Genomic DNA, 24,930 nt, shown 5'->3' with positions numbered 1-24,930 from the left:
TCGTCGCTTACAATTTGATATCGATAAACTAAGATCACATCAGAATAGAGTTTCTCAGGTAATAGCAGCAAAGATAACATCTAGAGATGATTGCAGCATAGAAATATCTGATATGACGGATGTAGCTGCAAGAATGAAAGATTTAACTAAAGAGCTGAATCATTCAAATGAAGAGATAGGAAAACGGTTACTTACCAAACCCAATATTCCTGATGCATCGGTGCCAGTGGTAAAAAAACAAAGCTTTAACGAAGTTATGTCCCATTGGGGAAAGCCAGTAGAATATGAATTTGAAGCTCATGATCATCTGGATCTATTTCGCTGTATTAACGCTTACTGTTATACTTCACAACCGCTGATTGCTGATAATACAGTCAGAAAACTTGCATAATATATTTGAGGACAGTGGCTAGTATATAGGAGCATGATTTGAACAGAATAAATCTAAAGTTTGCCATCTCGATCGTGATGATGTTAGCAGCATGTGTAGTTTTGCACGCCTCATCATTCTCCGATACTACGGTTAGATGGCTGAATAATAAAGGCTTAAGTCCCAACTGGATAGTGTTAATCATATCCATGTTGCCGCTAATTGAATTACGCGGAAGCATCCCGGTTGCAATTATTCTCTTCAAGATGTCTTGGATTGAAGCAGTAAGCCTGTCGATAATTGGAAATATGATCCCCATACCATTCCTTCTATTGTTAATTGAATGGTTTTTTTCAATATTGAGCAAGATACCTATTGGCGCACGATTTACGAACTGGATATTTACTCGTACCCGCCGTAAGGGTAAAGCCATACAAAAGTACGAAGCCATCGGTCTTACAACCTTTGTGGGTATTCCACTACCTGGTACAGGGGGTTGGACGGGAGCTTTGGCTGCCAGAATATTTGGTATAGGATTTTGGAAATCGATGCTTTATATTTTGATAGGTGTATTTTTGGCAAGTGCAATAGTAACACCGCTTTCGTTGATGGGGAAATTGGCTGTACACTAATGAATAAAGAGATTACTGTGTTTTGGCTTGCCGGAGAAAATAGCGGAGATCTGCATTGTGAACTTATAATGAAGGCATTGGCACACGATGGCAGACGCTATCGTCACATTGGAATTGGAGGGTCAAGGATGCAAGCGATGGGGTTGAAGGCATTATTCCCCTTTGATCGCTTTGCCGTTATGGGATTTATTGAGGTTGTTAAGCATCTAAGATTCTTTTTCAAGGTCGAGAAACGTATCGGTAAATTATTCAAAGAAAACAAACCGGATATTGCGATTTTGGCAGATTATCCAGGCTTAAATTTGCGAATAGCACATATGGCAGACGAGCATCGTATTCCTGTATTGTATTATATCAGTCCACAGTTTTGGGCTTGGAAACATGAAAGAGTGCAAAAACTTAAGGCGAGTGTGAAACATACTGCTTGCATATTGCCTTTCGAAGAAGAACTATTAAAGATACACAATGTTACATGCAGTTATGTGGGGCATCCTATAGCTGAAGAGATTAAATTCAAGTTGGAGCGAGACCACTTTGCCAGGTTTTTCCAAATAAATCCTACAAAGAAATGGCTTGGTTTTTTCCCGGGGAGTAGAAATAGTGAAATTAAAAGAATGCTGCCTGCTTATTTAAGCGCTGCACGAAAATGGGACGCAAATAAGTACGAAATTCTTATTTCAAAATCTCATGGCGTAGATCATGATCTATTTATGAGCATGGTGTCAGGAACCGGAATGGGTAATTTACATATTGTAGATGGTTATACATACGACATGATGCGTCATTGCGAGGTTCTCGTCTGCACCTCTGGTACTGTAACCTTGGAGGCGGCTTTTATTGGCACACCAACCGTCATCTGTTATAAGGCAAACCCTGTTTCTTTTATCATCGGCAAGCATCTTATCCGAGTTTCTCATATAGGTTTGCCCAATATTATCTTAGATAATGACGTTTTGCCAGAATTGGTGCAAAATCAAGCATCTCCCAATATGATAGAAGCAAAGATAAGCGAAATGCTTATTGGGGGCAATCGACGTGATGTTGTGCTTTTAGAATTGCGTAAATTAAAGGCTATGTTGGGCGAGAAAAAGCCAAGTAAAGAGGTGCCAAAAATAATTTACGACCTTTTAAGTACTTATGGTGAAAATTAGTAGATATTTATATAGTATACTGGCTGCTGCACTTCTTAGATTGATAAAACTGAGCTTGAATATTGTTGTATCCAATCAGCCTCAAAAAGAGCCCGTAGTATATGGATTCTGGCATCGGAATATTATATGCTGCGCATTGCAACGCGCAGGAGATCCCATCGCTGTTATGGTCTCATCTTCCAAAGATGGAGAATTGATTGCCGGACCCTTAACAAAACTTGGCTACAGTTTAGTACGAGGCTCAAGTACTAGGAAGGGATCTGAAGCTCTGAAGGGAATGTTGCGCTATTCAAAAGTAAAATCTTTGGCAATAACTCCAGATGGCCCCAAAGGTCCTGCCGGTACAATCCATCCCGGAATGTTTCAGTTGGCTCTTCTCGCCAAATTACCAATCGTTGCTATTGCCTGTAATACCGATAGAGAGTGGGTGTTTAATACTTGGGATAGATTCAGGTTTCCCAAGCCGTTTGCCAAAGTGATGATTACTTATTCCGATCCAATTTGGGTGCTTTCTAAAGAAGATATTCCTCAAGCAGAGCAAAAGTATCGTGAATTCTTAGCTGAATTGGAAAACAGCTAAAGCATTCATAAGATATTTATAATATGTACTAACTGAAATCCATATAAGATCGTTTAACAGATAACCCACTGAGTTTAGCTGAGTTCATCTCCGATTATTTTTAACGTTATTATTTCCTGATTACACCATTTATTTGTTATATCTACTTATTGTCCATTTGTATGTGCAACGGTATTTTGACTATTCATTGATCTTATCCCCTTGCTTCAAGCCATACATAGCGAGGGTTTATCCCGAGATTCTCCCTTATCGGCAGGATGATGTTAGCCTAAACTTGCCTTAACTCTACGTTATAATATCAAGAAGGAGGTTTACATTACAAGGCCGTTGAATAACTGGGGCATGGGGAGGAGCTCCATACTGCAAGGGTGGTGGGTGAGCATAGCTACTATCAGAAAAAGCCCACAAGACCTTTATCTCATGCATAACTATCTGCTATATATGGGTGTACAACGGTCTCATTACAGTTATTGCTAAAAATAATTATAAGAAGAACTCATCATGGCTCCATATAAAGGCACCTGTTTTATGAATTCTGTATGTTTAACTATCTTAATATATATCAGTTTAGTAGCTAAGCAATATAGATATTTCTAAATTGAGAGCTAATACTATGTAAGAAGGGGAAGCTCAAAACCCTGGCATAGTTCATCGATAAAATGAGGAATGGGACCTACATGATTGATCAAATGAGAATCTGAGCCTAAAGAGATTAGTTTTCCCCCGATTTTTCTATATCGATTAATCATATCAACTTCTGGAATTACCTGTTTATAGGGCTTGCGAAGGCTACTAAGATTTATTTCCAAAGCAATATTCCGTTTTATCATAACTGTAAAGATCTCATCAATAATATCTTGTACTGGTAGTTCATCTGGTTTTTCTGTATAATAACGTTTATATACTCCAAGATGGGCAAGGATATCAATATCACATAGTTTAACGAGTTCCAAATTTTGCATATAATAATCTTTGATCTGCAAGAGAGAGAGCGGTTGAGCAAACGGAATCGCAACATTGGTATGATCACTAAGAAAATGTACCGATCCCAATATTGGAGAAAAACCGAATCCCTCGATTAATTTGGTAGCGAACCCATATACTTTATGGTAATCTCCAATTTCAATACCCATATGCAAAGATATCTCTTGATAATTCTCACGAAGCTTTTTACAATAATCACGATACTTGGTTAAAGAGGGCAAGCCATATAAGCTAAGTTCTTGAGGTAAAAGATCCAAATGTTCGGTAATAGCGATCTCTTTGAAGCCAAGCTTAATCATTTTCCTAAGAAGATCGCTTCCTTTTATCCTACTGTCGTAGCTAAACTCAGTATGAAGATGATAATCGTGTTTAATCATGCCAATAATGCTGCTCCAAGAGCGCCGGTTATTTCAGGATCGGGAGGGAGTAACACCTCTGTTTTACATAATTGGCTAAGACAAAAAGCAAGGTATTCGTTTTGGGCTACGCCACCAGTAAATACTATTGGTGATTCACAATGAAGTGGTGCCATTTGAGAATAAATCCTTTTAGCAATACTCATATTCACAGCTCGCACAATATTTTCTACTTTATTCCCTGCCGCAAGTAAGCCGATAATCTCAGATTCTGCAAAAACAACACAGGTAGAGCTAAGCAAAGTATCTTTGTTTGAATTATATGCTAATCTTGAAAGATCATCCAAGCTGCACATTAAACGTATAGCGGTCATTTCAAGAAACCTACCGGTTCCTGCCGCACATTTATCGTTCATTGCAAAATCCTTTACGCTTCCATCTGAATTAAGAGTAATTATTTTTGAATCTTGACCACCTATATCGATTACTGTTTTTGTATCTGGAAATAGATAATTACAAGCCCTTGCGTGACATGTTATCTCGCTTTTTATCCTATTTGCTTCGTTATATAGCTTTCTGCCATAGCCGGTTACACATGAAGAATCAATGTGGATATTACCAATTTTCTGCTGCATATCTTTTAGTAATGATTCTACAGTTTCTTTGCCAGATATCTGCGTTGCAGTGTATGCACTATATACAATTTGATCTAGAGTATTATCAAAAACAAGCAATTTGGTGTTTCGAGAGCCTATGTCAATTCCGAGTTTATACATATTTATACCAAAACATGAATTTGTTGGTTCTGTGTGTTTAGATACTTTTCTGCTAAATGTCTTAACATTTCGGTGCTAGCTTGTCTAATCCGATGCTCCCGATTGAGATAGTAATCCAGATCGTAGCCTAAGGAAATAAGATTAGCAATGCTTGAAGCTTTGAATGAAACACTTTCAGAATCTATTCTGGAGGTTGCAATAAGATAGTTTTGAGCACTTTCAAGCTCTTGTTTAGATATACCATCTTTGCACACATCAGCTAATATTCTAAGTAGTGATTGTAAGCATGAGACATGATCTTTAGCATCACAAAATGCATATGCATACCAAAAACCGAGATCGTTAATAGATGAAAAATCGAATCCGGTCTGATAGGCATAAGCTAATTCTTCTCTTAGGATATTGTAAATTCTTGAAGAAAGATCACCGCCTAGAATATGCGCCAAAACATGAAAGGCAGAGTTTTCTTCTCTGTTATTTGCCGGACAGGCTAAGCCACCAACGTGAATAATTGATTGATCCAGTTTGTAATACCGTTTGCTAATACGATGTTCTTGAGTTGAATAGATCAAATTATGTTTTTTGACCGTATTATGGTTGTTTTGCATCGAAAAAAAGCGATGAGAGAGTTCTGAAACATATTCTGGTTCACAAGAACCAACAACACACAAAGTAAATTCTTCCCCTAGATTATAATTGTTGAACCATTCTTCACAGTCATCTAAGGTAATGGCTTTAATACTCGATATGTTCCCAGTAGCACTAAACAGATTGTTTTTAGCTCCCAAAAGCTGATGAAACCATGTTTTATAGGCAACACTTACAGGATAATCACGTTCTCTTCTGATGCTTTCTGCCGCCGCATTTTTTAATATTTGTAGATAAGACTTATCAAAATTTGGATACATGATAATCTCACCAAGTAGTTCCATTACGGCAGAAAGGTCTTCTTTATAACATTTCCCCCTAAATAAGGTGCTATCTAAATGATGTAGAACCCTTATATTGAATCCATGTTTTCGCGAGAATCGCATTATTTCTTCATGACTGCGATTCTGAGTTCCATACAACATAAGTGTAGAAGAAAAGTAGTTCTGTCCTGGTTTTGCTTCATTAAGTTGAGAATGTGCCGACGATAATGCAAATCCACAGATGTCTTTTCCCGGCTGATAGTTATAAACTACTTTTAAGCCATTATCTAAATTATATATATGGAATGAAGAAAACTGAGACTTGGTATTATGGTTTACCATATCAGTTGAGACAGCACTTTCTCGCTTGGGAATAATTCTGTTTATTTTGACTGGTTTAATCGGAGTTCCACGCATCTTATTACATAGAGATCTTATCTCGACAAGCTTGGGAATTTTACTTTTTAGGAAAACGGATATTCTATCGAATTGCCAGTGTGTGCGAACTGCAAAGATCAACTGATTGTTATCGATGGACTCAATATAAGCTCCATAATTGTAGATACGAGCCAAATCTCCATTGAATTCTTCCGCAGCAATTAGATTTGCAAGATTTTCCACACCTTCAAAACTGTATAACCAATTATGAACTATATCAGACCTAACCAGAGATAAATCCTCATTAGGAACACCGTGTTCCAAAATTTGTTTCCATGCCGTAAAGAAATACTCTACAATTCTGGTAGAAAAATCTGTATGAACAGGAGCAAACAGGATTACGCTGGCACCTGGTAACAATCCACTAAGAGAGCTTACCTTTACCCAAGAGCATAATTTTTCTTTTTCAACTAGCTTTTTATATAATAATGAAGACTTGCCTATTGCCATATATCGAATGGCAATGTGTAAGGCTTCACTATCCATATGACTTTCATTCAATTCTGGTATAGCTATTGCTATCAAGTCTCTGCCTTTGCCGGCAAGGTTAAAAACTCTGAAGCTATGGGGTAGGGGGGATGATATATTAATTTGAGGTATTCTATCTGCATTCCATTCGCCGAAATACTTATGAAACAGAATCTTAAGCATTGTTTCATCATAATCACCAGTTGCCACTAGAAAAGCATTATCCGGACGATAGTGCTTTTTATAGAATCCAAAAAGACTTTTCTGTGTAGCTTTTTTTAGGGAGGACGCATTGCCTAATACAGGGTATTTTAGGGGACTCTTATCGAAATATCTAGTCTGCACATATTCTATGAAACTCATCTCCGGTTCTGCTTCATATTGATGGATCTCTTCAATAATAACGCTTTTCTCTAACTCTATATCTTTTGTGCTAAAACAGGCATGAATAGCCATTTCCGAAAGTATCAACAAACCAGTTTCTATAAATTCCGCTGGCAAAGTTAGATAGAAACAGGTTGTATCAAAATCTGTAAAAGCATTTAACACTGCCCCTATCTCGGCTGCGGCATAACTTAGATTATTATTGGGAAAACGGTTTGTTGCTTTGAAAACAAGGTGTTCCAAAAAATGTGCATAACCTCGTTCATGTTCTTCTTCATGAACAGATCCTGAACGGATGTACAATTGTAAACAGACAAGAGGATTACTCTTTTGAACTGCGTAAAGAAGGCGTAAAGAATTGGGAGCTGTGTATTGTTGCAGCGAAATACTGGGAATGTGTTGTTTGTTCATTGCTTGGGGTGCGATATTGAAGCATATGCATTGTGAAGATGGATAGATTCGGCATTCTCACTCTCTACGTGAAAACCAGTTATACGTTTGTCGGCTTTCAATCTAAGAGTTATCTCACGTACTATGTCTTCTACAAACTTTGGATTATCGTAAGCTTTTTCAGTTACGTATTTTTCATCAACTCTTTTTAGTAATGAATATATTTCACATGATGCGGTTTGCTCAGCTAACTCAATAAGCTCTTCCAACCACACAAAGCCTTGGTAGTTTACTTTAATAGTAATATTACTACGCTGATTGTGAGCGCCAGCTATGGAAATTTCTTTTGAGCATGGACATAGAGTTGTAACAGGAACAATAACACCAATAGTAAGCTCAAATGAATTCTTCAGCGCAGCGCTGAACTCGCAATCATAGCAGAGCAAAGAGGAGATTTTCGAAATGGGAGCTTGTTTGCTAATAAAATATGGAAAGTTGATGTCTATGTATGCAGCTTCTGCCTTCAATGATGCTTTAAGTTCAGTTAAAAAAGGCTCTAGGTTTCCAATTAATGCTTCCTTATGGTAATGATGCAAAATTTCAACAAATCTGCTCATGTGCGTACCGCGAAGATAGTGGGGAAGATCAACGTAAATATTTAAATCTGCCACAGTGTGTTGTACTTTGTTTGCACGATCTTCAACTAAAATTGGATAGCGCAAACCCTTAACGCCAACTTTATCTATAGCTATTCTACGTGTATCTTTTTGACTTTGGAGATCAGGTATAGTCATAGCTTTTCACTAAACTCAAGCAAACGAATACCAGCAGTCTTCAAAGATACAATGGCATCATTCTGTTTGCAGTAAATAACACAATTGGTTTGGGGCATTTTGCTAACCAATTCCAATGCCTCATCTGGATTCATAGTAAACAAAGCAGTAGATAAACCATCTGCAAAAGCAGTATTATCAGAAACTACAGTTACAGAAAACACCCCATCCACTGGTTTTCCAGTATGAGCATTTAGGATATGGTGATAGCGTTTGTTCTGAAGCTCGAAATATTGCTGATAATCTCCGCTGGTGCCAACGCTTAGGTTATTAATACGAAAACTAGCTATACTATCATCTGGCTTTCGAGGATGTTGAATATAAACTAGTGGGGCAATTTTGAAACCATAGAATGCCATTGAACTCCGACTATTTATAAACCCACGATACAAACCCCGAGACTTCATGTTAGAAAGTGCTTTGTCTAATATATATCCTTTTGTTAATGCTCCAAACGTTAACTGCATTTCCTTAGGTTTGTAGAGTTTCTTTTTGGTATAGTTAATCCTTGAAAAATCTACTTTTTCCAATGTAGTTTTGAGAACAAGACTATCCGGCACAACAGGATATTCACTATTAAAATTCCATAAATCCCATACTGGTTTTATAGTGGGATCATAACTTCCTTGAGTTAATTGCCATAAACTGTCTGCAAGCTGTAGAAGTGAATAAAGATCATCATCCATCGGGAATTCTTCCATTTCACTATTGTTTATTCTATATATCAGACTGTTATCGTCAAATTCGTTAAGCTTATCTTCAAGCTCTTTGATATAGTTAAATACAGCTTCAATTTCCGATCCTACTTGTTTGGATTTTGAGGTGGCTGATATTTCTAAAATGGTGTCCAGAATATACTTGCTGCGAATTTCGCTAAATTCACGATTAATATATTTATAAGCTCCATAAGAGACTATCAATATGAGTATTAAGAGAGAGATGATTTCCTTTCGTGTCATATATTATATCCTATATTCAAGTAATTCATACTGTTCCAGCTTAATAACATAGTCCCTAATTGCAAAGAATGAGAGTGGAAGACTAAAAAGCAAAGGGAATATCAATGCGAAGAAAGAGACAAAATTTAAGATAATTAAAAGTATCACAAGCAAATATATATTCCATCGCAGATCGTGAAAATGGCAATAACTAAGTTTAATAGCTTTAAATGGGTTAACCTTAAGTCGTTCCATTAGAACTGGGGCAGGAAGCATTACAGCGAACCAGTAATTCACCAGCACTACCCAAACCAGTCTTAAAATGGGATCGCTGGCAAATCCAGGTAATCCAAAACAAATGATATAAATAAACATGAAGTAAAGCGCATTTAACAAGCCGAAAATAAAGTATCGAAAATAAGCGTGCAGATTGTGAATTAAATCCTTAAACTTGAGTTCGTAATTACTGCTTGAACTAATTACACTAAAGGGAAGAAAAATAAACGGTAAAAATATACTGTACAAAACACACTTAACTATCATACTTAACAATAGTTGAAGTGTGCCATCAGTATGAATGTAATTGTGAAACATCCATGCAAGCATAGCAATTGGTATTATCCCAAGAATTATGCAAAAACCTGTAGCTGGAACTAGTTCAGAAATCTTATTCTTTAAATTATGCCTTGTGTTCTTCAGGCTTTTTATTGCGGATAATTCTGTTTTTACTATGGGGCTTTGAGCGCCACAAGAGACACACCATAGATCATGTTCAGCTAGTTTGGCATTACATTTTTTACAACGCATTAATGCTCCTTAGCATTTTGACCATCCACATGATGGACATTTGAGACAACCTTCAGAGTGCTCGATGGTAGATCCACAATCAGGACAGGTTGCCACCTTAGACTTTGGTAGAGATTCACTAATATGTGAATCAACTTGAGTATTAACATGAATTGATTTGAGTTCATTATTGGCATGCATGGAAAGGAAATTCTCTAATGCCTGTCCCACTGCATCTCCACAAGATGTTATCATCTTTCCTTTGTGCCACATGGGAGATTGACACCTAATCCCTTTAAGCTGTCTAATAATAGCTTCAATGCGTATGCTTGACCGCAAAGCCAAAGAAGCAAGCCTTGCTATTGCTTCAAGTTGGGCTGAAGCACATCCACCCACTTTTCCCATCTGCACAAATACTTCGCAAGCTCCATGAGAATCTGTATTTATCGTTACATACATATGACCACATCCAGTCTCCAGTCTCTGAGTTATACCATGCGTTATTTCTGGTCTCTGTCGAGGTGCAACCTTTTTGGATGTATTGTTTGGGATACTTGCAGAACCTACAGATAGAACCTGATTCTCTCTACTGCCATCTCGATAAACAGTTACACCTTTACACCCTAGTTGATATGCTAGTAGGTATGCTTGCCTAATATCCTCTACGCTGGCACTATTCGAAAAGTTGATGGTTTTGCTAACGGCATTATCAGTAAACTTTTGAAAGGCAGCCTGCATTCTTATATGCCATTCTGGGGGTATATCATGTGCTGTTTGAAAAACATCTTTTAGCTCATCTGGAATGCTTGAGATATGCGCAATAGAACCTATTTCACTTACTTCCTCAAGTAATTCCCGTGTTAGTAAGCCCCATTCTTCCAAAGCTGCTTCGAACCATTTATTTACATATAGCAATCTATCATTATCCATTACATTTTTAACGTAAACCAGTGAGAACTGAGGTTCTATGCCACTGGAAGTATCGGCAATCATGCTGATTGTGCCAGTAGGAGCTATTGTAGTATGAGTGGCGTTACGAATTCCATTATGTTTAATCTGCTCAATTAACTCAGCCCATTTTTTTCCTGTACGAGGTAATTCTCCTGTAGCATATATGCTTTGTTCATAATTTGGAAAGCTACCTTTTTCTTGGGCTAGTTCCATGCTTCTCTTTTTTGCCTCAAAATCTATAGTTTCCATTATTTGTTCGGCTAAGTCCACTGCTTCGTTACTGGTATAGGGTATCTTCAGTTGATACAATAAATCTGCCCAACCCATGATTCCTAATCCAATTTTTCTATTCGCTTTTACCATATTTTCGATGGCTTGTAATGGGAATTGAGTTCTATCTATAACTGCATCAAGAAAATCTACACTATCTCGAACAACCTTGCCTAATCGATCCCAATCTATTTCATCATTTTGGATCATTCCCGCAAGATTAATGGACCCAAGGTTGCATGCCTCATTTGGCAATAATGGCTGTTCTCCACAAGGATTTGTAGATTCGATATAGCCAATTTTGGGAGTTGGGTTTGCTGCATTAATACGATCTAGGAATATTATCCCAGGCTCTCCGTTTTTATGAGCCATATCCACAATAAGATCAAACACTTGTACTGCCGAAAGGTTGTTTACAACCTTACCGGTGTGTGGAGATACAAGATTGTACTCACCATTCTCTGCAACAGCTTTCATGAAAGCTTCGGTTAGTCCCACGCTAATATTGAAGTTGTTTAGTTCATTAGGGTCTTTTTTACACGTAATAAAATCGAGGATCTGAGGATGGTCAACATTAAGGATAGCCATATTGGCACCGCGTCTGGTTCCACCTTGCTTTACGGCATCTGTCGCGGCATTGAAAACTTTCATGAAAGAAATTGGCCCGCTGGAAACTCCATTGGTGGAGCGAACACGAGCATTAGCTTCTCTAAGTCGACTAAATGAGAAGCCGGTTCCTCCTCCACTTTTATGAATTAGCGCAGCGTTCTTTACTGTTTCGAATATGCTATCCATGCTGTCTTCAATAGGTAAGACAAAACATGCAGAGAGCTGTTGAAGGTCTGCACCGGCATTCATTAAAGTGGGTGAATTTGGCAGGAAATCGCCACTATCAAGGAGTTTATAAAATTTATTCTTTTGATCCGAATCACCATCTGCAATATTGTCTGCTACACGCTTAATAAGTTCATTCCAATCCTCAATGCATTCACCCTGTTCGTTTTTTCTAAAATATCTCTTCTGTAGCACAATAAGTGCGTTTTCACTAAGATGCATCCTAACTCCTTAACTTGGCAATGCTAGAATTTCGCGAGCTTCTTTGGGGCTAGCAATTGGGCGGCCAATTTCGGTTGCAATTCTTGCCAAGCGTTTCACTAGCTGAGCATTGGACTCTGCAACAATTCCTTTGTGATAGTATATATTATCTTCAAACCCACAACGAATGTGTCCACCAGTAACCATCGCTATCATAGCCGTTGGTAGATGCCATTTTCCGATCCCAGCAACAGCCCATGTAGCTGTTGGAATTTCTTCAGTTAAATGCTCCGCCATGTAAAGAAGGTTTTTGGGCTTTCCGCTCATACCTCCTGGCACCCCTAACACAAATTGTATATGAAGTGGCTTATGAGTAATAATTCCCTTTTTTACGAGTTTGGCTACTACATCTATCATTCCAGATTCATAAACCTCAACTTCAGGAACTACATTGTATTGCTTAAATGCTTCTGCCAAACGCACAATATCTTGGGGGTGGTTGATAAATATCTCATTACCAAAATTTAGCGTGCCGGCATTAAGGGTACCCATATCTGGTTTAAGTGCGAGTGGGGCAAGGCGTTTTTCAAAAGCTTCACCAACGGCACCACCTGTGCTGATCTGAATAATCATCTCTGGTACAGCTTTCCGAATAGCAGTTATTGATTCTGTAAATCTTTCAAGACGTTGACTAGGTGAGCCATCGTTTTCACGTACATGAAGATGAACTACTCTAGCACCAGCCTCAAAACATGCCTTGGCTTCATTTGCCTGTTCTAAAGGTGTTACCGGCAAATTTGGCTGATCTTTTAGGGTAGTTTCAGCTCCAGTAATGGCTGCAGTTAAAATAATCGGTTTCATCTTATTCCTCTATAGTTTCTTAATTTAATCGATAAACCAGCTTTCAAAAAGCTTAACCCGTTTCAACTTTGTAAGTGGTTGGCGTAATATTCTTTCAGCAATAAAGGCAAATTTATCTTCATTATCGCTAACAAAGAATGAATCCTCACCATGCCTTCCATCATGTTCAGACGGGATTAATCTCCCAAGATGCATAGTAATAGCTTGGGCGCTATCTACCAAATTAACTTCATCTCCTACTACGCTCTGTATAACACTGGTAAGTAAGGGATAGTGTGTACAACCTAACACCAAAGTGTCAATGTTTAATTTAATCATGGAAGACAGATATTCCAGTACGATCTGTTTTGCTACAGGATGATCTTGCCAGCCTTCTTCTACAATAGGGACAAATAGGGGACATGCTTTAGAAAAAACCTCTGCATCTGGATTATGAATTTTAATAGCATCTACATATGCATTACTTCTTATGGTACCTTCAGTGCCTATCACGCCAATTCTTCCTGAATTAGTTGTACGTACCGCTACTTCACTTCCTGGTTCTATTACCCCAATTATTGGTATATTAGTAAGCTGGCGTAAATGAGGTAAAGCCACCGAGGAAGAAGTATTACACGCTACAATTAGAGTCTTTATGCCTTGTTGTAAAAGAAATCTTGCGTTTTGTATGGAATACTCAACTATGGTATTGGGAGATTTTGGCCCATAAGGAACCCGGGCAGTATCTCCAAAATAGATCAAATCTTCTTCCGGAAAGGCATTTCGTATTGTGCGGTAAACCGTTAAACCACCAACTCCCGAATCAAATATGCCAATGGGTTTTTTCATTATCGTCTATTCCTGCCTTTGCGTCTATTATGTTTAACACTATTTTTTCTAGTAGCTTTGGCGTCAACCTTAATTCTGAGCCTATTTTTCAAATTTGTCTTTTCGTTTCTCTTTATGCTGTGATAATGGATATGACTGTCCTTTTCTCCCGTAAGCTCCAAATATATATCATCACTTACTTCCATTATTCTAACTTTCACACTATCTAAAAGCTCAAATGATTCATGACTTCTTGTATTTACAAAACGCATTTCAGAATCCCTATATTCCCACTTACCCTTACCAAATTGATCTTTTTGTAATTTTGCAGTGACCGGTAGTTCATTGAGTCTAATAAAAGCTCCTGAGCTGTTTGTAGAGATCAACAACCCCGTAAAAGACTCGCCTACTTTATCACGCATAAACGTAGCGCTATAGACTTTTTCAATATCTCTTTCTGCAGAATCCGCTTGTAATTCTTGTTCGGAAGCATGTGCAGCCCATCTCACTATTTGATCTTTTCTAACGATTGTATTAGCAATGTTTAAAAGATGAATCTTACATAAGTGATGCACTACAAGATCACAAAGCCGACGGATAGGACTAGTGAAATGAGTATAGTTTTCTAACGATAAGCCAAAGTGACGTATGTGCTGTGTTGAGTATTTTGCCTTTTTCATGCTTCTTAAGATAATACGGTCAAAAACACGGTGATAATCTTTGTTTGGCAACGACGAGAGAAGAAATTGAACCGTCTTGTTTAAATTCTCTTGTTCCACAAAATGAATACCGTAAAAATCCAAGACATAGGCAAGGCGTTCAATTTTATCATAATCGGGATCTTCATGAATGCGATATATAGAGGTTGAAGCCTTTTTTGCAAGCTCTTTTGCAGTATATTCATTAGCAACTAGCATAAAGTTTTCAATAAGCTTGTGGCTTTCTGTTTCCTCTGCAATGCCTAATCGGTGCACAAAACCATCATTATCATACTCATATTCAATTTCTGGTAGATCAAAATATACATATCCATTTTCAATGCGAAGCTTGCTAAGTAATGCAGAAAGATTTCTACCGCAATCCAGAGCTTTCTTTAATATAGGGGAGAGCTTACTGGTTTTTCCATCAAAATAATCGTCTACCTCTTCATATGCCAATCTGGCATCGGATCTAATTACTGCCTCATATATTTTCTGCTTTCGCACCTTAGCATTGCGGTCAAATTCTGTTTCGACTGTCATAACCAATTTATCTTCATCAGGTCTTAGGCTACAGATTTGATTAGAAAGCCTCTCCGGTATCATGGGGATAACTCTCTTTGGAAAATAAAAGCTGTTACCTCGTTCAGAAGCTTCATTAAAAGTAAGTGAATTCAAACCTACATAATGAGCAACATCTGCAATATGAACCCACAAGCGCCAACCACCATTCGATGTATACTCTATAGAGATGGCATCATCAAAATCTTTTGCTGAAGCAGGATCAATAGTAAATGTATATAGTTTTCTCAGGTCACGTCGGAGTTTAATCTCTTCTTTACCAATTTCTAAAGGTATCTTTTGTATTTCAGATAAAACTTCTGGAGGAAATTCAAGTGGTAACTGATATTGACGTATAACGGCCAATAATTCTACTTGCGGATCTCCTGATGGACCAAGTATCTCTGATATGTTTCCACAAGGTAAATTGCCGCTATTGTGATCACCCCAGTTTGTAACTGTCAACATTACTTTATCGCCTGGCTTAGCCGTGCCCAGCTCATTTATGTTAAACCAATTATGGATTTTCGGATTGGATGGTAAAAAGATCCATTTGTTTTTAACTTTGGCTATATCCCCTGGTATGTTCTCATTTGCGCGCTTAACAATACGCACAACAATACCATGTTCACCTCTACTACTTTTGGAGGCCTCAATCATCACAACATCATTATGATATGCGTTCAATGTGTCTTCACTATCAATATAATAGTCTTTATCTGTAGATCTAACAAATGCAAAGGATCTATCTTTAGCCAGAGAAGTTGCATCAAAAATTCCTTCTATAAGTTGAGAGTTTGGTGTACTATTAGCATTTATTTTCTTGGAAGAATTGATGGTGACTGTCTCCATTCTATGAGGTTTAGAAACTAACTTGTATCGTTTTCTTTCTTTTTGCAGTTTTCCAGCCAATAACAGAGTTGATAGGATTTGACTAACAGAAGATTTGTTTTTCTTTGTAAGTCCAATATATGAGCATATTTCACTGTATGTTAAACCATTGGGATACATATCTGTGAGTTTAGCTAATATGCGTTGTTCTATATCTATGTCGTTCATATTATTATCCTAGTATTGCTTACCAATTTTCTCTTTTAGGAAGGCTATCAAAGCAGGTGTTTCTTCACCGCTCTTTGAAAACCTAAGTGATTGTCCACGAAAAGGATCTAATCTTCGAGGCATCTTGAAAGTAGAGAGCATTATTCCTCTTTTATCTTTATAGAAACAGCCAAAATCGCTCCATGGCCGCTTAATTTTAATAAAAAGATAGCGAACCAAGATCTCATCATCAAATAGATAATATTCAGTGATAATGAAATAGGGTAACAGATTACCATATACTAACAACAAGCCCAGAAAGTAGAATAATGGCATTTGCCAATCAAGCACAGCCATCTTATACAAATATATTGTTAGAAAAGCTAAGAATAAAAGGAGTAGGGAAGAGGCAAGCGGTCTTTCTGCAAATGGCCAGGATTTCCAACTAAGTTTTGGCTCACGATACATTCTGTACAATCTCCCTACATTTCTCTATCTCTTCTTTTATTGTTAGTATATCAGAGAATGTCTTACTATTAGAAAACTTAGAACCTAAAGTGTTTGCTTCGCGTTGCATCTCTTGAAGAATGAAATTTAGCGTTTTTCCGCTTTCTACATCCTTATTAATAGTGTCAAGAAAGGTCTGTATGTGGGATTTTAAGCGAGTTATCTCTTCTTGTATATCATATTTATCTATATATATCGCAAGTTCTTGCATTAGTCTTTGTTCAGTAGTTTCTATATTGTAACTGTTAAGAATCTCATTTATTCTCTTATGCATAGAAGAGAATAATTCTTCCTTAAAAGGTAGAATTTTTTCTTCAATGTAATTCAATGCTTTTTGAATCCTTGTAAATGAACTCATTAGTATGCTCTTCATGCTTTTAGCTTCTAATTCCATTGAATAGACAATTATCTTAAGTGCTTCTTCCAGACAATCGTTGATTAGAGCTATCAAATCAGTATCTTCATCATAACTATTCATAGATTCAACTACACCAGGTTCATTCAATAAATATTCTAACGATACATCGCTAGTTATATTCAAGGATTTCTGTGCTTGACGAATAATGTCGTAGTATTTTTGCAGTTTTAGCTCATTTAAGCGCAGTTTTGGTTCACGATAGTCATTTATATATACCTTGATCTCGATCGAGCCCCTGTTGACATATTTGGAGGTAGTCTTTCGAAGCTCATATTCCCAAAAACTAATTTCTCTTGGCAGATAGCATTTTACGTCCAGATATCTGCCATTAACGCTTTTAATCTCTATATTGCAATCTATGTTGTTTCTGCTAATTTGACTTTTACCATAACCGGTCATACTTTTCATAGTATCTCCATGATTTATTGTGGGGGACAAGAACTTGCCGCACAAGCCATTATAACCGCACAGGCAAGTTTACATAACATGTCTTAAAACTACAATGGCACACCGCATAGCAATGTGCCTGCCGTTGCGTCTTCTACGTATACTTTTACTATTTTTCCTATATGAGTTTCATTACCGTTTAGTACTGCAATTTTAAAATCTCTTGTTTTTCCGGAAACCTGTTGCTTACTTTTTTTACTAAATCCTTCAACATACACTTCAACAATATTGCCTACCTGAGCCTTAAATTTTTTGAGTGTGATCTTTCTTTGCAACTCAATCATTGTTTGAAGCCGTTTTAATCGTATCTTTTCTGGAATCTGGTTTTCAAAATTAGCTGCAGAAGTACCATTTCGTGGGCTATATTTAAAACAAAAAGCATAATCAAATTCAATATTCTCCATTGCACTAAGCGTATCTTCAAATTCTTGATCTGTTTCACCGGGAAATCCAGCAATCAAGTCTGTGGTAATCGCAATATTTGGTATTGCATCTCGAAGCTTGTTAATTCTTTCGAGATATTTATTATAACTATAGGAACGATTCATTCTAAAAAGAACATCGTCACTACCGCTTTGCATGGGTAAATGTATATGCTCACATATCTTTGGATTGTCTCTCATTTGAATTACAAGCTCGTCTGATAAGTCTTTAGGATGTGATGTCACAAAACGTAATCGTCTTAATTCTGGAATATCTTCACTTATCTTATGCAGCAATTTAGGAAAACTTAGTTCTTGATAATGATAGGAATTTACATTTTGTCCTAATAAGCTAATATCCAGCATATTAAATTCAAGTGCAGATTTAACATCGCATAGAATATCATTGTATGGGCGGCTACGCTCTCTACCGCGCACATGGGGCACAATGCAATAAGAACAAAAGTTATTACATCCACGCATAATTGTTACATAAGCACAGTGTTTACCCTGATGAACAGGCATTATAGCATCATATATTTCAACCGGATTAAATTCCAATGCCGAGTGGATATCTGATGAAAGTAAAACGGGAAGATCTTTGTATTGATCTACTCCAACAGCATAGTCTATCCCAATGTCTTTTTCCAATAAGATCCGCCCTATGCGCTGAGCCATGCAACCTAAGAGGACAATTTTAAACCAAGGCTTTTCTTTTTTGCGATGACGTTCATTAGATATTCTGCCTAATACTCTGCGTTCTGCATGTTCACGCACCGAGCAAGTGTTAAAAAGCAGAATATCGGTTTCATCAATACTGTTTGCCGGAGTATAGCCGGCATTTTGCAGAATTGAATATACTAATTCGCTATCTGCCACATTCATTTGACAGCCATAGGTTTCTATATAAAACTTCATTTTTAATTGGTTCCTAGAAGATGCCGCCGAAGATTCGGGGTAGCATCAATAATATGTTTAAGAGTTTGTGGTTCTATTGTTTGATCTGCGTCGCAAATGTTTTCACTGGGATTTGTCGTACATTCTAACAAAAGGCCATCTGCTCCTGCCGCAATTGCCGAATATGCGAGTGAAGGCACCAGATTTCTATTGCCAGCAGCATGGGACGGATCGGCTATTACAGGCAAACCACTTTTTCTTTTCATTACGGCTATAGCAGATACATCAAATGTATAGCGGGTATCCCTTACAAATGTTCTGATGCCTCTTTCGCAGAGTATTACTTGCTCATTTCCATTATCAATTATATATCCTGCTGCTGCCAACCATTCATCGTATGTAGCGGCAATTCCTCTTTTAAGGATAATCGGTTTATCGATATTCCCCAGTGCTTCTAAAAGAGGGTAGTTATGCATGTTCCTAGTGCCAACTACCAGAACATCTATATGTTGCGCCATATATTCCACTTTATCAATTTGTGTACATTCAGATACGGTAATCATATCTAGTTCTTTACCCACATTTTCTAAATGAATAACTCCAGAATCACCTAGTCCTCTAAAGCTATGGAATGATGTGCGCATTTTGTATGCTCCTCCACGCAAATACTTAATACCAAGCTCTTTTAGAACTTGAGCATTATTATAGAGGTTTTCATAGTTCTCTATAGTGCATGGCCCTGCTATTATCTCGAATTTACTTAACCCGAATCTTTCTATTTTATCCATTTTGCGTATCCCATTGAAATTCCATTGTTGCATACCACGAAATCTAAACCCTCATATCTGTCCAGCAATAGCTTGATTATTTGTGCAGCAATTCTCATTGAAGAAATCTCCCAATTGTTGTCTGCTTTCTCTTTATGTTTAGCGTGTGTACTATTAGAAATACGTAGTAAAAAATCATCAAGCTCTTTTAACGTGATATTGGGTGCCAAATCATTACTTTGTTTTATAGGAACACTTCTAATATAGTGCAACAACATAGTTGCCGTGAGTCCTACTACTATTAGTCGTAGCTTATTAAATTGCGGTAACTTAGAATATCCAGTATCAATAATGGCAATAATATCGTTACCTAGATTCTCTTCATCTAATAAACTTATAAGACCCATGTCTAATGAAACCCCAGTTGGTTCACCATCAATTTGTTCCCAAGATATCTCTGTGCTTGACCCACCAATATCAATAACTACATTATCTTGTGTCGGTTGCATATATTCTTGTGCCGCAAGCCATGAGTATTTTAATTCTTCCATTGCACTAATTGTTTTCGCTTTGATCTGGTAAGAATTGGAGAGTGATTCTATAAACTTAGCTGCATTTTTAGCTTTTCTGCTTATTCCAGTAGCAATTAACCGTTTATGGGATTCTATATGCTTATCCTTCATTAATAACTTGTTCATGCTTAATATGGCACAATGCATACTTTGATCTGCTAGCATGCCGTTATTGAATCCTCTAGCTAATCCAGTAGTACACCAAAAACGATGAATAACCATGCTTCTGCTCTTATTATACAAAAGGTAGTTCATATTGTTTGAACCCAAATCAAAAATGCTGAGAATTCTGTCTTTAGGAAACTGGATTTTTATCCATTCATTTAGCATATCTCCAACGATGAAGGAGTTTGATGCTTCCCATTTATAATCGGTCTTACTTATTGTTGCAAAAAGTTTTCGGATCTCCCCCACCTGATTAGGAAAATCTTCAACCATTAATGCATTGGGATAATGCTTTACTCCTTCTATTAAAACTCGTTCTTCGGGATAGTTTTTCCGCGGGATATAAAGCATGGATTTACCCATAGTTAAAATTTCGGCAAATGTGCTGTAGCCTGGTTTACAGATAATTAAATCTGAAAAATGGATCAGACTTAAGAAGTCTTCATCCTGCGGCACATTAATTAGTCTTGGCATTGATTCGTGGTGATAGGGACTAATAACCACTCCATCCCAAGCTTCGCATATTTCCTTAATTGGAAGGGAAATCTTGCCCTCTCCGCCAAACATTAGAAGCAGTATCTTTTGCTCTTTGTTGATTTTATATTGGTTGTGTATATCTTTGAAAGCATTTTTAGTTCTAGACACCAACCCACCTTCAGTAGGTTCCTTAAATCCGGGAACACTCTCGCGAGAGCCCAAATCCAGCAAATAGGTTTTATCCATACGGCGATACAGAGCCCAGATTGTGTTAAGCACGGGTACAAGATCCTCATCCGTATTAAACAACTCATGATATACAAAGTACCAATCAAAATTGCTTATACCAAATATGGGAATATTGGCAAAACCACAAGCTTCAACGATTAGATATGGGATATCACTAATTACTAAATCTATACCTGAATCTCGCAAAAAATCCACTTCTTGGGCAACCAATTCTTCTCGTTTCGAAAATAGTTCAAGAAGGGCTGCCTTTGTAGCTGGAAGATCGCTTATCAGATTTTCTTTGTGCACTACTCCCCTATCGATTTTTGTTTCCCTATACACAACAAATTGCGAATCAAGCCCCTGAAATAGGAATTGAGGGCGATCGGTGCAAAGATATACAAATATTCCAAACTCAATAAAGCTTTGTGCTAAAGCAGATATTCTTGAAGCATGGCCAAAACCATGATTTGAAGCATATAGTGCTACTTTCATGAAACCCCTAATAAAGAATTAATATATGCTCATCTTCTGCATTCTTAAACTGCAGCATTATGCGATTTGGCATACAAATTATTGGCATCTTATTGCTAAATCCCTGCTTAACGCATCGTTTATCCGGACAATCACTTTTTGCTATTCGAGCTTTACCATAAGCGATTTCAATTGTAACATGCTCATCAATTTCTATTATTCTATCTTTATTCAATTCATAGCTTCCTTGTAAGTGGTCATCCTTATAAACATATACCTTTTGGGGCTTTGAATATTGGGCTTTAAAAAAAGCTGCTGCAACGATCAAACAGAGCAGCACCAGTATTAGGTCACCAATAGTTAAGCTGCGAAGATACTTAGAAATCATAAACCCCATAAATCTTATGTTTGCAATGGGGACAAAGAGCATCAGCTTCAACTGTACTACGGCACCAGTGCATTCTTCTTTCAATTATTTCTTTACCGCAATTGGGACATTTAGTACTAGCATAATCATCTATAGGAAGATTGCCGCCGTACACATAGTCTAACTTATTTTTGGCTATAGCAATAGCAGAAGCCACATCGTCTATTGAGGTTGGAGGAGTATCAATCAAATAATCCGGATGATAAGCAGAGATATGTAGAGGCATCTCTTTATTGATTTCTGCCAAATATTGGCAATACAATTCCAATTCTTTGCTATTATTATTCAGACTCGGTATCAAAAGAAGCGTAATTTCGGTATGAATATTAGCAGCTACACACATTTCAATCGACTTTTTAACCGGATCGATTGAGCCGCTACACAGGTCTTGGTAAAACTCATTTGTGAAAGACTTCAAATCGATATTTATCGCTTTAATATAAGGTATGATTCTCTTTAGGGGCTCTGGATTTATATATGCATTGGATATCAATACAACATCTACGTCGGGGTATTTTTCTGCAAAATCAATTATGTACTCATACCAAGTTAGTGGCTCGGTATAAGTAAATGCTATTTGTTTTATTTTGCATTTGCTGCATACAGTTTGGTAAAGATCATCAATAGATATGGAGATTGTGGGGCTAAGCAATTGAGATATGCTGTAATTCTGACAAAATTTGCAATTCAGATTACAAGAATTTGGCCCTAACGATAAAATGCGAGAACCCGGTCGAAAGTGATATAAAGGTTTTTTTTCGATGGGATCGATACTTATGCCTATACTTTGAGCATAATTGTTGGCATACAGTTTACCTTCAATATTCTCACGGCTACGACATTTACCTTGCTCACCGGAATGAATGACGCAGTAATGAGGACACAGTTCACATTGCACTGTCTCCTTGTTTAAGTTCTTGTAAAACATTGCTTCACGCATTATGGTAGACATTTCATAATTCCTTTTATGTGATTTTCCAGAGCTTCGGCATTTTCAGTCAAGACTATTTTTGCCCTCTTCCCCATTTCTTCTCGCATGGTATCGTTTTTTAAAAGTTTGATGATGTCTTGCTGTAAAGTACGTATGGAGGATACCACTAGCGCTTTATTCTGAGCCAATTTATTAACTGAACTTTTACAAGAAGCATGATATTCTCCAATTATTATTGCCTTACCATAAAAAGCAGGCTCTAAAGGATTATGACCTCCAAAATTATAAAAAGATCCACCTACAACAGCTAAATCGGATATAGCATAAGCCTTGTCTAAATATCCCAATCCATCAATCAATAATATTTCATATAAACTGCCATTGCTCAATTCTGAGAGCTTGCAATACTCGTATTCTATTAGCATTCGTTCTACTTCATCACAACGTTTGGGATGCCGTGGTGCCAAAATTACTCGTAAATTAGGTATTTCTGCTTTCAAACTGGGAAAGATTGTCATTAAAAGGTTTTCTTCACCAGGACGCGAACTCCCCCATACCAGAATCTTATCATTTTTCTTAAAGCCAAGTTTTTCTCTGGTTTTCAAATTGTCATACTGAGTAAGTTGGAGGCAGTACTTGAGATTTCCAGCCGCGAGAACTCTTGTATTCCAAATCTTCTTAAAACGTTGCTGATCATCTTTACTCTGCGCTAAAACAAGTTGAACATTTCTCCCTAAATAGCGTAATAATCCTTTCATTCTCAGGTATCTATCAAGAGACTTATCACTCATACGTGCATTGATAAATATAACTGCTACATTCATGCGTGCCGATATATCCAGCATCATTGGCCATATTTCGGTTTCTACAACAATTATTAATCTTGGTGATATCGCCTTTATTTGTTTAAACCTTAATGATGCAAAATCTAGGGGAGCAAGCGTGACCCTCAATTCAGGAAACTGACGTTTTGCCAAATCTCTTCCTGTTACTGTTACAGTATTTATAATAAGAGGAATGCCTTCCTTGATCAGATGCCTTACTAGTGGGATAATAGCATTTAGTTCACCAACAGATGAACAGTGAATCAATACTGGATTATCATTATTGGATTCTGGAATTATTATTGACTCACGATAATTAAATAGTGGTAAAATTAGCCACAAGATTGGACGGCTGATAAAAAAGATCAGCTCTGTTACTAGCTTATACCCCACCAAAAGAATGTTGTAGTATATCTTCATTGCAACCCAATTAAAAAGGACGCCTTACAGGCGTCCGATATTATGGCGGGAGCGACGAGACTCGAACTCGCGGCCTTCTGCGTGACAGGCAGACGTTCTAACCAAACTGAACTACGCCCCCAGCTTTTGTTCTGTATGCGTATGTTGTTGCATAAACCTTTAATCCTGCTTTTTTGTCAAGTAGAATTTAGTTATTTCTGCAGTATAACATATATCTCTATAATAATCAGTAAGATATGTAAATCGCGATAAATAGACTATAAAGATTCACCCAGATTTACATATTGCGATTACTTGGACAAATGCAAGTGCCAAAACAGATCTAAATCCAAGACTACAATGCTTTTTTTACGAAATCCATACTGGTATATTGCATATATCATTAAGAGTATTTTTATCAAGATTTGAAGTTAAATATAGGTACAAGAAATGGTACAAAACAGTGTCCGATTTGCAGGTTTTGCGCTCGATAATAACGAGATTTCCGAACTTTTTTGACTTAACATCGCTTACAAAGATGAAAACAATGCAACGGGTCTCTTGCCTTACATAGATTATGAGTACCTTGGGATATCAGATGCCCTCAAACAACCAGAGAAACAATGAGTTGGAATTTACACCAACATTTGGGACTCAACTTAAGCTTTTTATTGCTCTTCCCCACCTTGCACTTTTTGGTAATCGTTAAATAAGGTTTACCTTAACATTATGCTGAAGATGAGGTTCATCTCGGGAT

22 protein-coding genes and 1 tRNA gene are annotated in these 24,930 nt (G+C 37.3%); 4 read left to right on the top strand and 19 right to left on the bottom strand.

Annotated elements, in window-relative coordinates; all coding sequences use genetic code 11:
* From LHW48_03150 to LHW48_03135, 4 genes are all read left to right on the top strand, one after another.
* On the top strand, window positions 1-391 hold a 391-nt coding region (locus LHW48_03150), incomplete at its 5' end, for a hypothetical protein (GenBank protein MCB5259457.1).
* Window positions 392-429: 38 nt separating this feature from the next.
* A complete protein-coding gene (locus tag LHW48_03145; GenBank protein ID MCB5259456.1) occupies window positions 430-1,002 on the top strand; it encodes a small multi-drug export protein in 573 nt (190 codons plus the stop codon).
* Window positions 1,002-2,153, top strand: coding sequence for a lipid-A-disaccharide synthase (gene lpxB / locus LHW48_03140; protein ID MCB5259455.1), 1,152 nt, complete (start codon window positions 1,002-1,004; stop codon window positions 2,151-2,153). The genes LHW48_03145 and lpxB overlap by 1 nt, the downstream gene beginning before the upstream one ends.
* The gene (locus LHW48_03135) at window positions 2,140-2,733 is read left to right on the top strand and encodes a lysophospholipid acyltransferase family protein (GenBank protein ID MCB5259454.1); all 594 of its coding nucleotides are present in this window, start codon (window positions 2,140-2,142) and stop codon (window positions 2,731-2,733) included. The genes lpxB and LHW48_03135 overlap by 14 nt, the downstream gene beginning before the upstream one ends.
* Before the next feature lie 611 nt (window positions 2,734-3,344).
* Here LHW48_03135 and LHW48_03130 read toward each other — a convergent pair.
* From LHW48_03130 to LHW48_03040, 19 genes are all read right to left on the bottom strand, one after another.
* A complete protein-coding gene (locus LHW48_03130) occupies window positions 3,345-4,094 on the bottom strand; it encodes a histidinol-phosphatase HisJ family protein (GenBank protein ID MCB5259453.1) in 750 nt (249 codons plus the stop codon).
* Window positions 4,091-4,849, bottom strand: a complete 759-nt coding sequence (locus LHW48_03125) for an acyl-CoA dehydratase activase (protein MCB5259452.1) — start codon at window positions 4,847-4,849, stop codon at window positions 4,091-4,093. Before LHW48_03125 ends, LHW48_03130 begins: the two co-directional genes overlap by 4 nt.
* A 2-nt stretch (window positions 4,850-4,851) precedes the next feature.
* Window positions 4,852-7,461: an insulinase family protein gene (locus LHW48_03120; protein ID MCB5259451.1), complete on the bottom strand. Its 2,610-nt coding sequence runs from the start codon at window positions 7,459-7,461 to the stop codon at window positions 4,852-4,854.
* Window positions 7,458-8,234 carry a GTP cyclohydrolase FolE2 gene (gene folE2 / locus LHW48_03115; GenBank protein ID MCB5259450.1) on the bottom strand — a complete coding sequence of 259 codons (777 nt, stop codon included), beginning with the start codon at window positions 8,232-8,234 and terminating at the stop codon, window positions 7,458-7,460. Before folE2 ends, LHW48_03120 begins: the two co-directional genes overlap by 4 nt.
* Window positions 8,231-9,232 carry an FAD:protein FMN transferase gene (locus LHW48_03110; GenBank protein MCB5259449.1) on the bottom strand — a complete coding sequence of 334 codons (1,002 nt, stop codon included), beginning with the start codon at window positions 9,230-9,232 and terminating at the stop codon, window positions 8,231-8,233. Before LHW48_03110 ends, folE2 begins: the two co-directional genes overlap by 4 nt.
* A gap of 3 nt (window positions 9,233-9,235) precedes the next feature.
* Window positions 9,236-10,018: a hypothetical protein gene (locus tag LHW48_03105; protein MCB5259448.1), complete on the bottom strand. Its 783-nt coding sequence runs from the start codon at window positions 10,016-10,018 to the stop codon at window positions 9,236-9,238.
* A gap of 9 nt (window positions 10,019-10,027) precedes the next feature.
* On the bottom strand, window positions 10,028-12,274 hold the full coding sequence (locus tag LHW48_03100) for a vitamin B12-dependent ribonucleotide reductase (GenBank protein MCB5259447.1): 2,247 nt from the start codon (window positions 12,272-12,274) through the stop codon (window positions 10,028-10,030).
* Between the two features lie 9 nt (window positions 12,275-12,283).
* Window positions 12,284-13,114: a 3-keto-5-aminohexanoate cleavage protein gene (locus LHW48_03095; GenBank protein ID MCB5259446.1), complete on the bottom strand. Its 831-nt coding sequence runs from the start codon at window positions 13,112-13,114 to the stop codon at window positions 12,284-12,286.
* Window positions 13,115-13,138: 24 nt separating this feature from the next.
* A complete protein-coding gene (gene murI, locus LHW48_03090; protein ID MCB5259445.1) occupies window positions 13,139-13,942 on the bottom strand; it encodes a glutamate racemase in 804 nt (267 codons plus the stop codon).
* Complete coding sequence (locus LHW48_03085) at window positions 13,942-16,239, bottom strand: VacB/RNase II family 3'-5' exoribonuclease (protein ID MCB5259444.1); 2,298 nt, start codon at window positions 16,237-16,239, stop codon at window positions 13,942-13,944. Before LHW48_03085 ends, murI begins: the two co-directional genes overlap by 1 nt.
* Window positions 16,240-16,248: 9 nt before the next feature.
* Complete coding sequence (locus LHW48_03080; protein MCB5259443.1) at window positions 16,249-16,686, bottom strand: hypothetical protein; 438 nt, start codon at window positions 16,684-16,686, stop codon at window positions 16,249-16,251.
* A complete protein-coding gene (locus tag LHW48_03075) occupies window positions 16,676-17,551 on the bottom strand; it encodes a YicC family protein (protein MCB5259442.1) in 876 nt (291 codons plus the stop codon). Before LHW48_03075 ends, LHW48_03080 begins: the two co-directional genes overlap by 11 nt.
* A gap of 89 nt (window positions 17,552-17,640) precedes the next feature.
* Window positions 17,641-18,930, bottom strand: coding sequence for a tRNA (N6-isopentenyl adenosine(37)-C2)-methylthiotransferase MiaB (miaB, locus tag LHW48_03070; protein ID MCB5259441.1), 1,290 nt, complete (start codon window positions 18,928-18,930; stop codon window positions 17,641-17,643).
* Between the two features lie 2 nt (window positions 18,931-18,932).
* Entirely contained in the window at window positions 18,933-19,697 is a 765-nt protein-coding gene (gene aroF / locus LHW48_03065) for a 3-deoxy-7-phosphoheptulonate synthase (protein MCB5259440.1), read from the bottom strand.
* Complete coding sequence (locus tag LHW48_03060) at window positions 19,685-21,613, bottom strand: hypothetical protein (GenBank protein ID MCB5259439.1); 1,929 nt, start codon at window positions 21,611-21,613, stop codon at window positions 19,685-19,687. Before LHW48_03060 ends, aroF begins: the two co-directional genes overlap by 13 nt.
* Window positions 21,614-21,620: 7 nt before the next feature.
* Entirely contained in the window at window positions 21,621-21,980 is a 360-nt protein-coding gene (locus LHW48_03055; protein ID MCB5259438.1) for a NusG domain II-containing protein, read from the bottom strand.
* A complete protein-coding gene (gene amrS / locus LHW48_03050) occupies window positions 21,970-22,971 on the bottom strand; it encodes an AmmeMemoRadiSam system radical SAM enzyme (GenBank protein ID MCB5259437.1) in 1,002 nt (333 codons plus the stop codon). Before amrS ends, LHW48_03055 begins: the two co-directional genes overlap by 11 nt.
* A complete protein-coding gene (locus tag LHW48_03045) occupies window positions 22,959-24,194 on the bottom strand; it encodes a 3-deoxy-D-manno-octulosonic acid transferase (GenBank protein MCB5259436.1) in 1,236 nt (411 codons plus the stop codon). The genes amrS and LHW48_03045 overlap by 13 nt, the downstream gene beginning before the upstream one ends.
* Window positions 24,195-24,237: 43 nt before the next feature.
* Window positions 24,238-24,315 (bottom strand) — tRNA-Asp (locus tag LHW48_03040).
* Window positions 24,316-24,930 lie beyond the last annotated feature (615 nt).

It is taken from the genome of Candidatus Cloacimonadota bacterium (assembly GCA_020532355.1).
In the GTDB taxonomy this organism is placed as follows: Bacteria; Cloacimonadota; Cloacimonadia; order Cloacimonadales; family Cloacimonadaceae; genus UBA5456.
The sequence above is the reverse complement of the archived record's forward strand: the minus strand, read 5'-3'. Positions and strand labels throughout refer to the sequence as shown.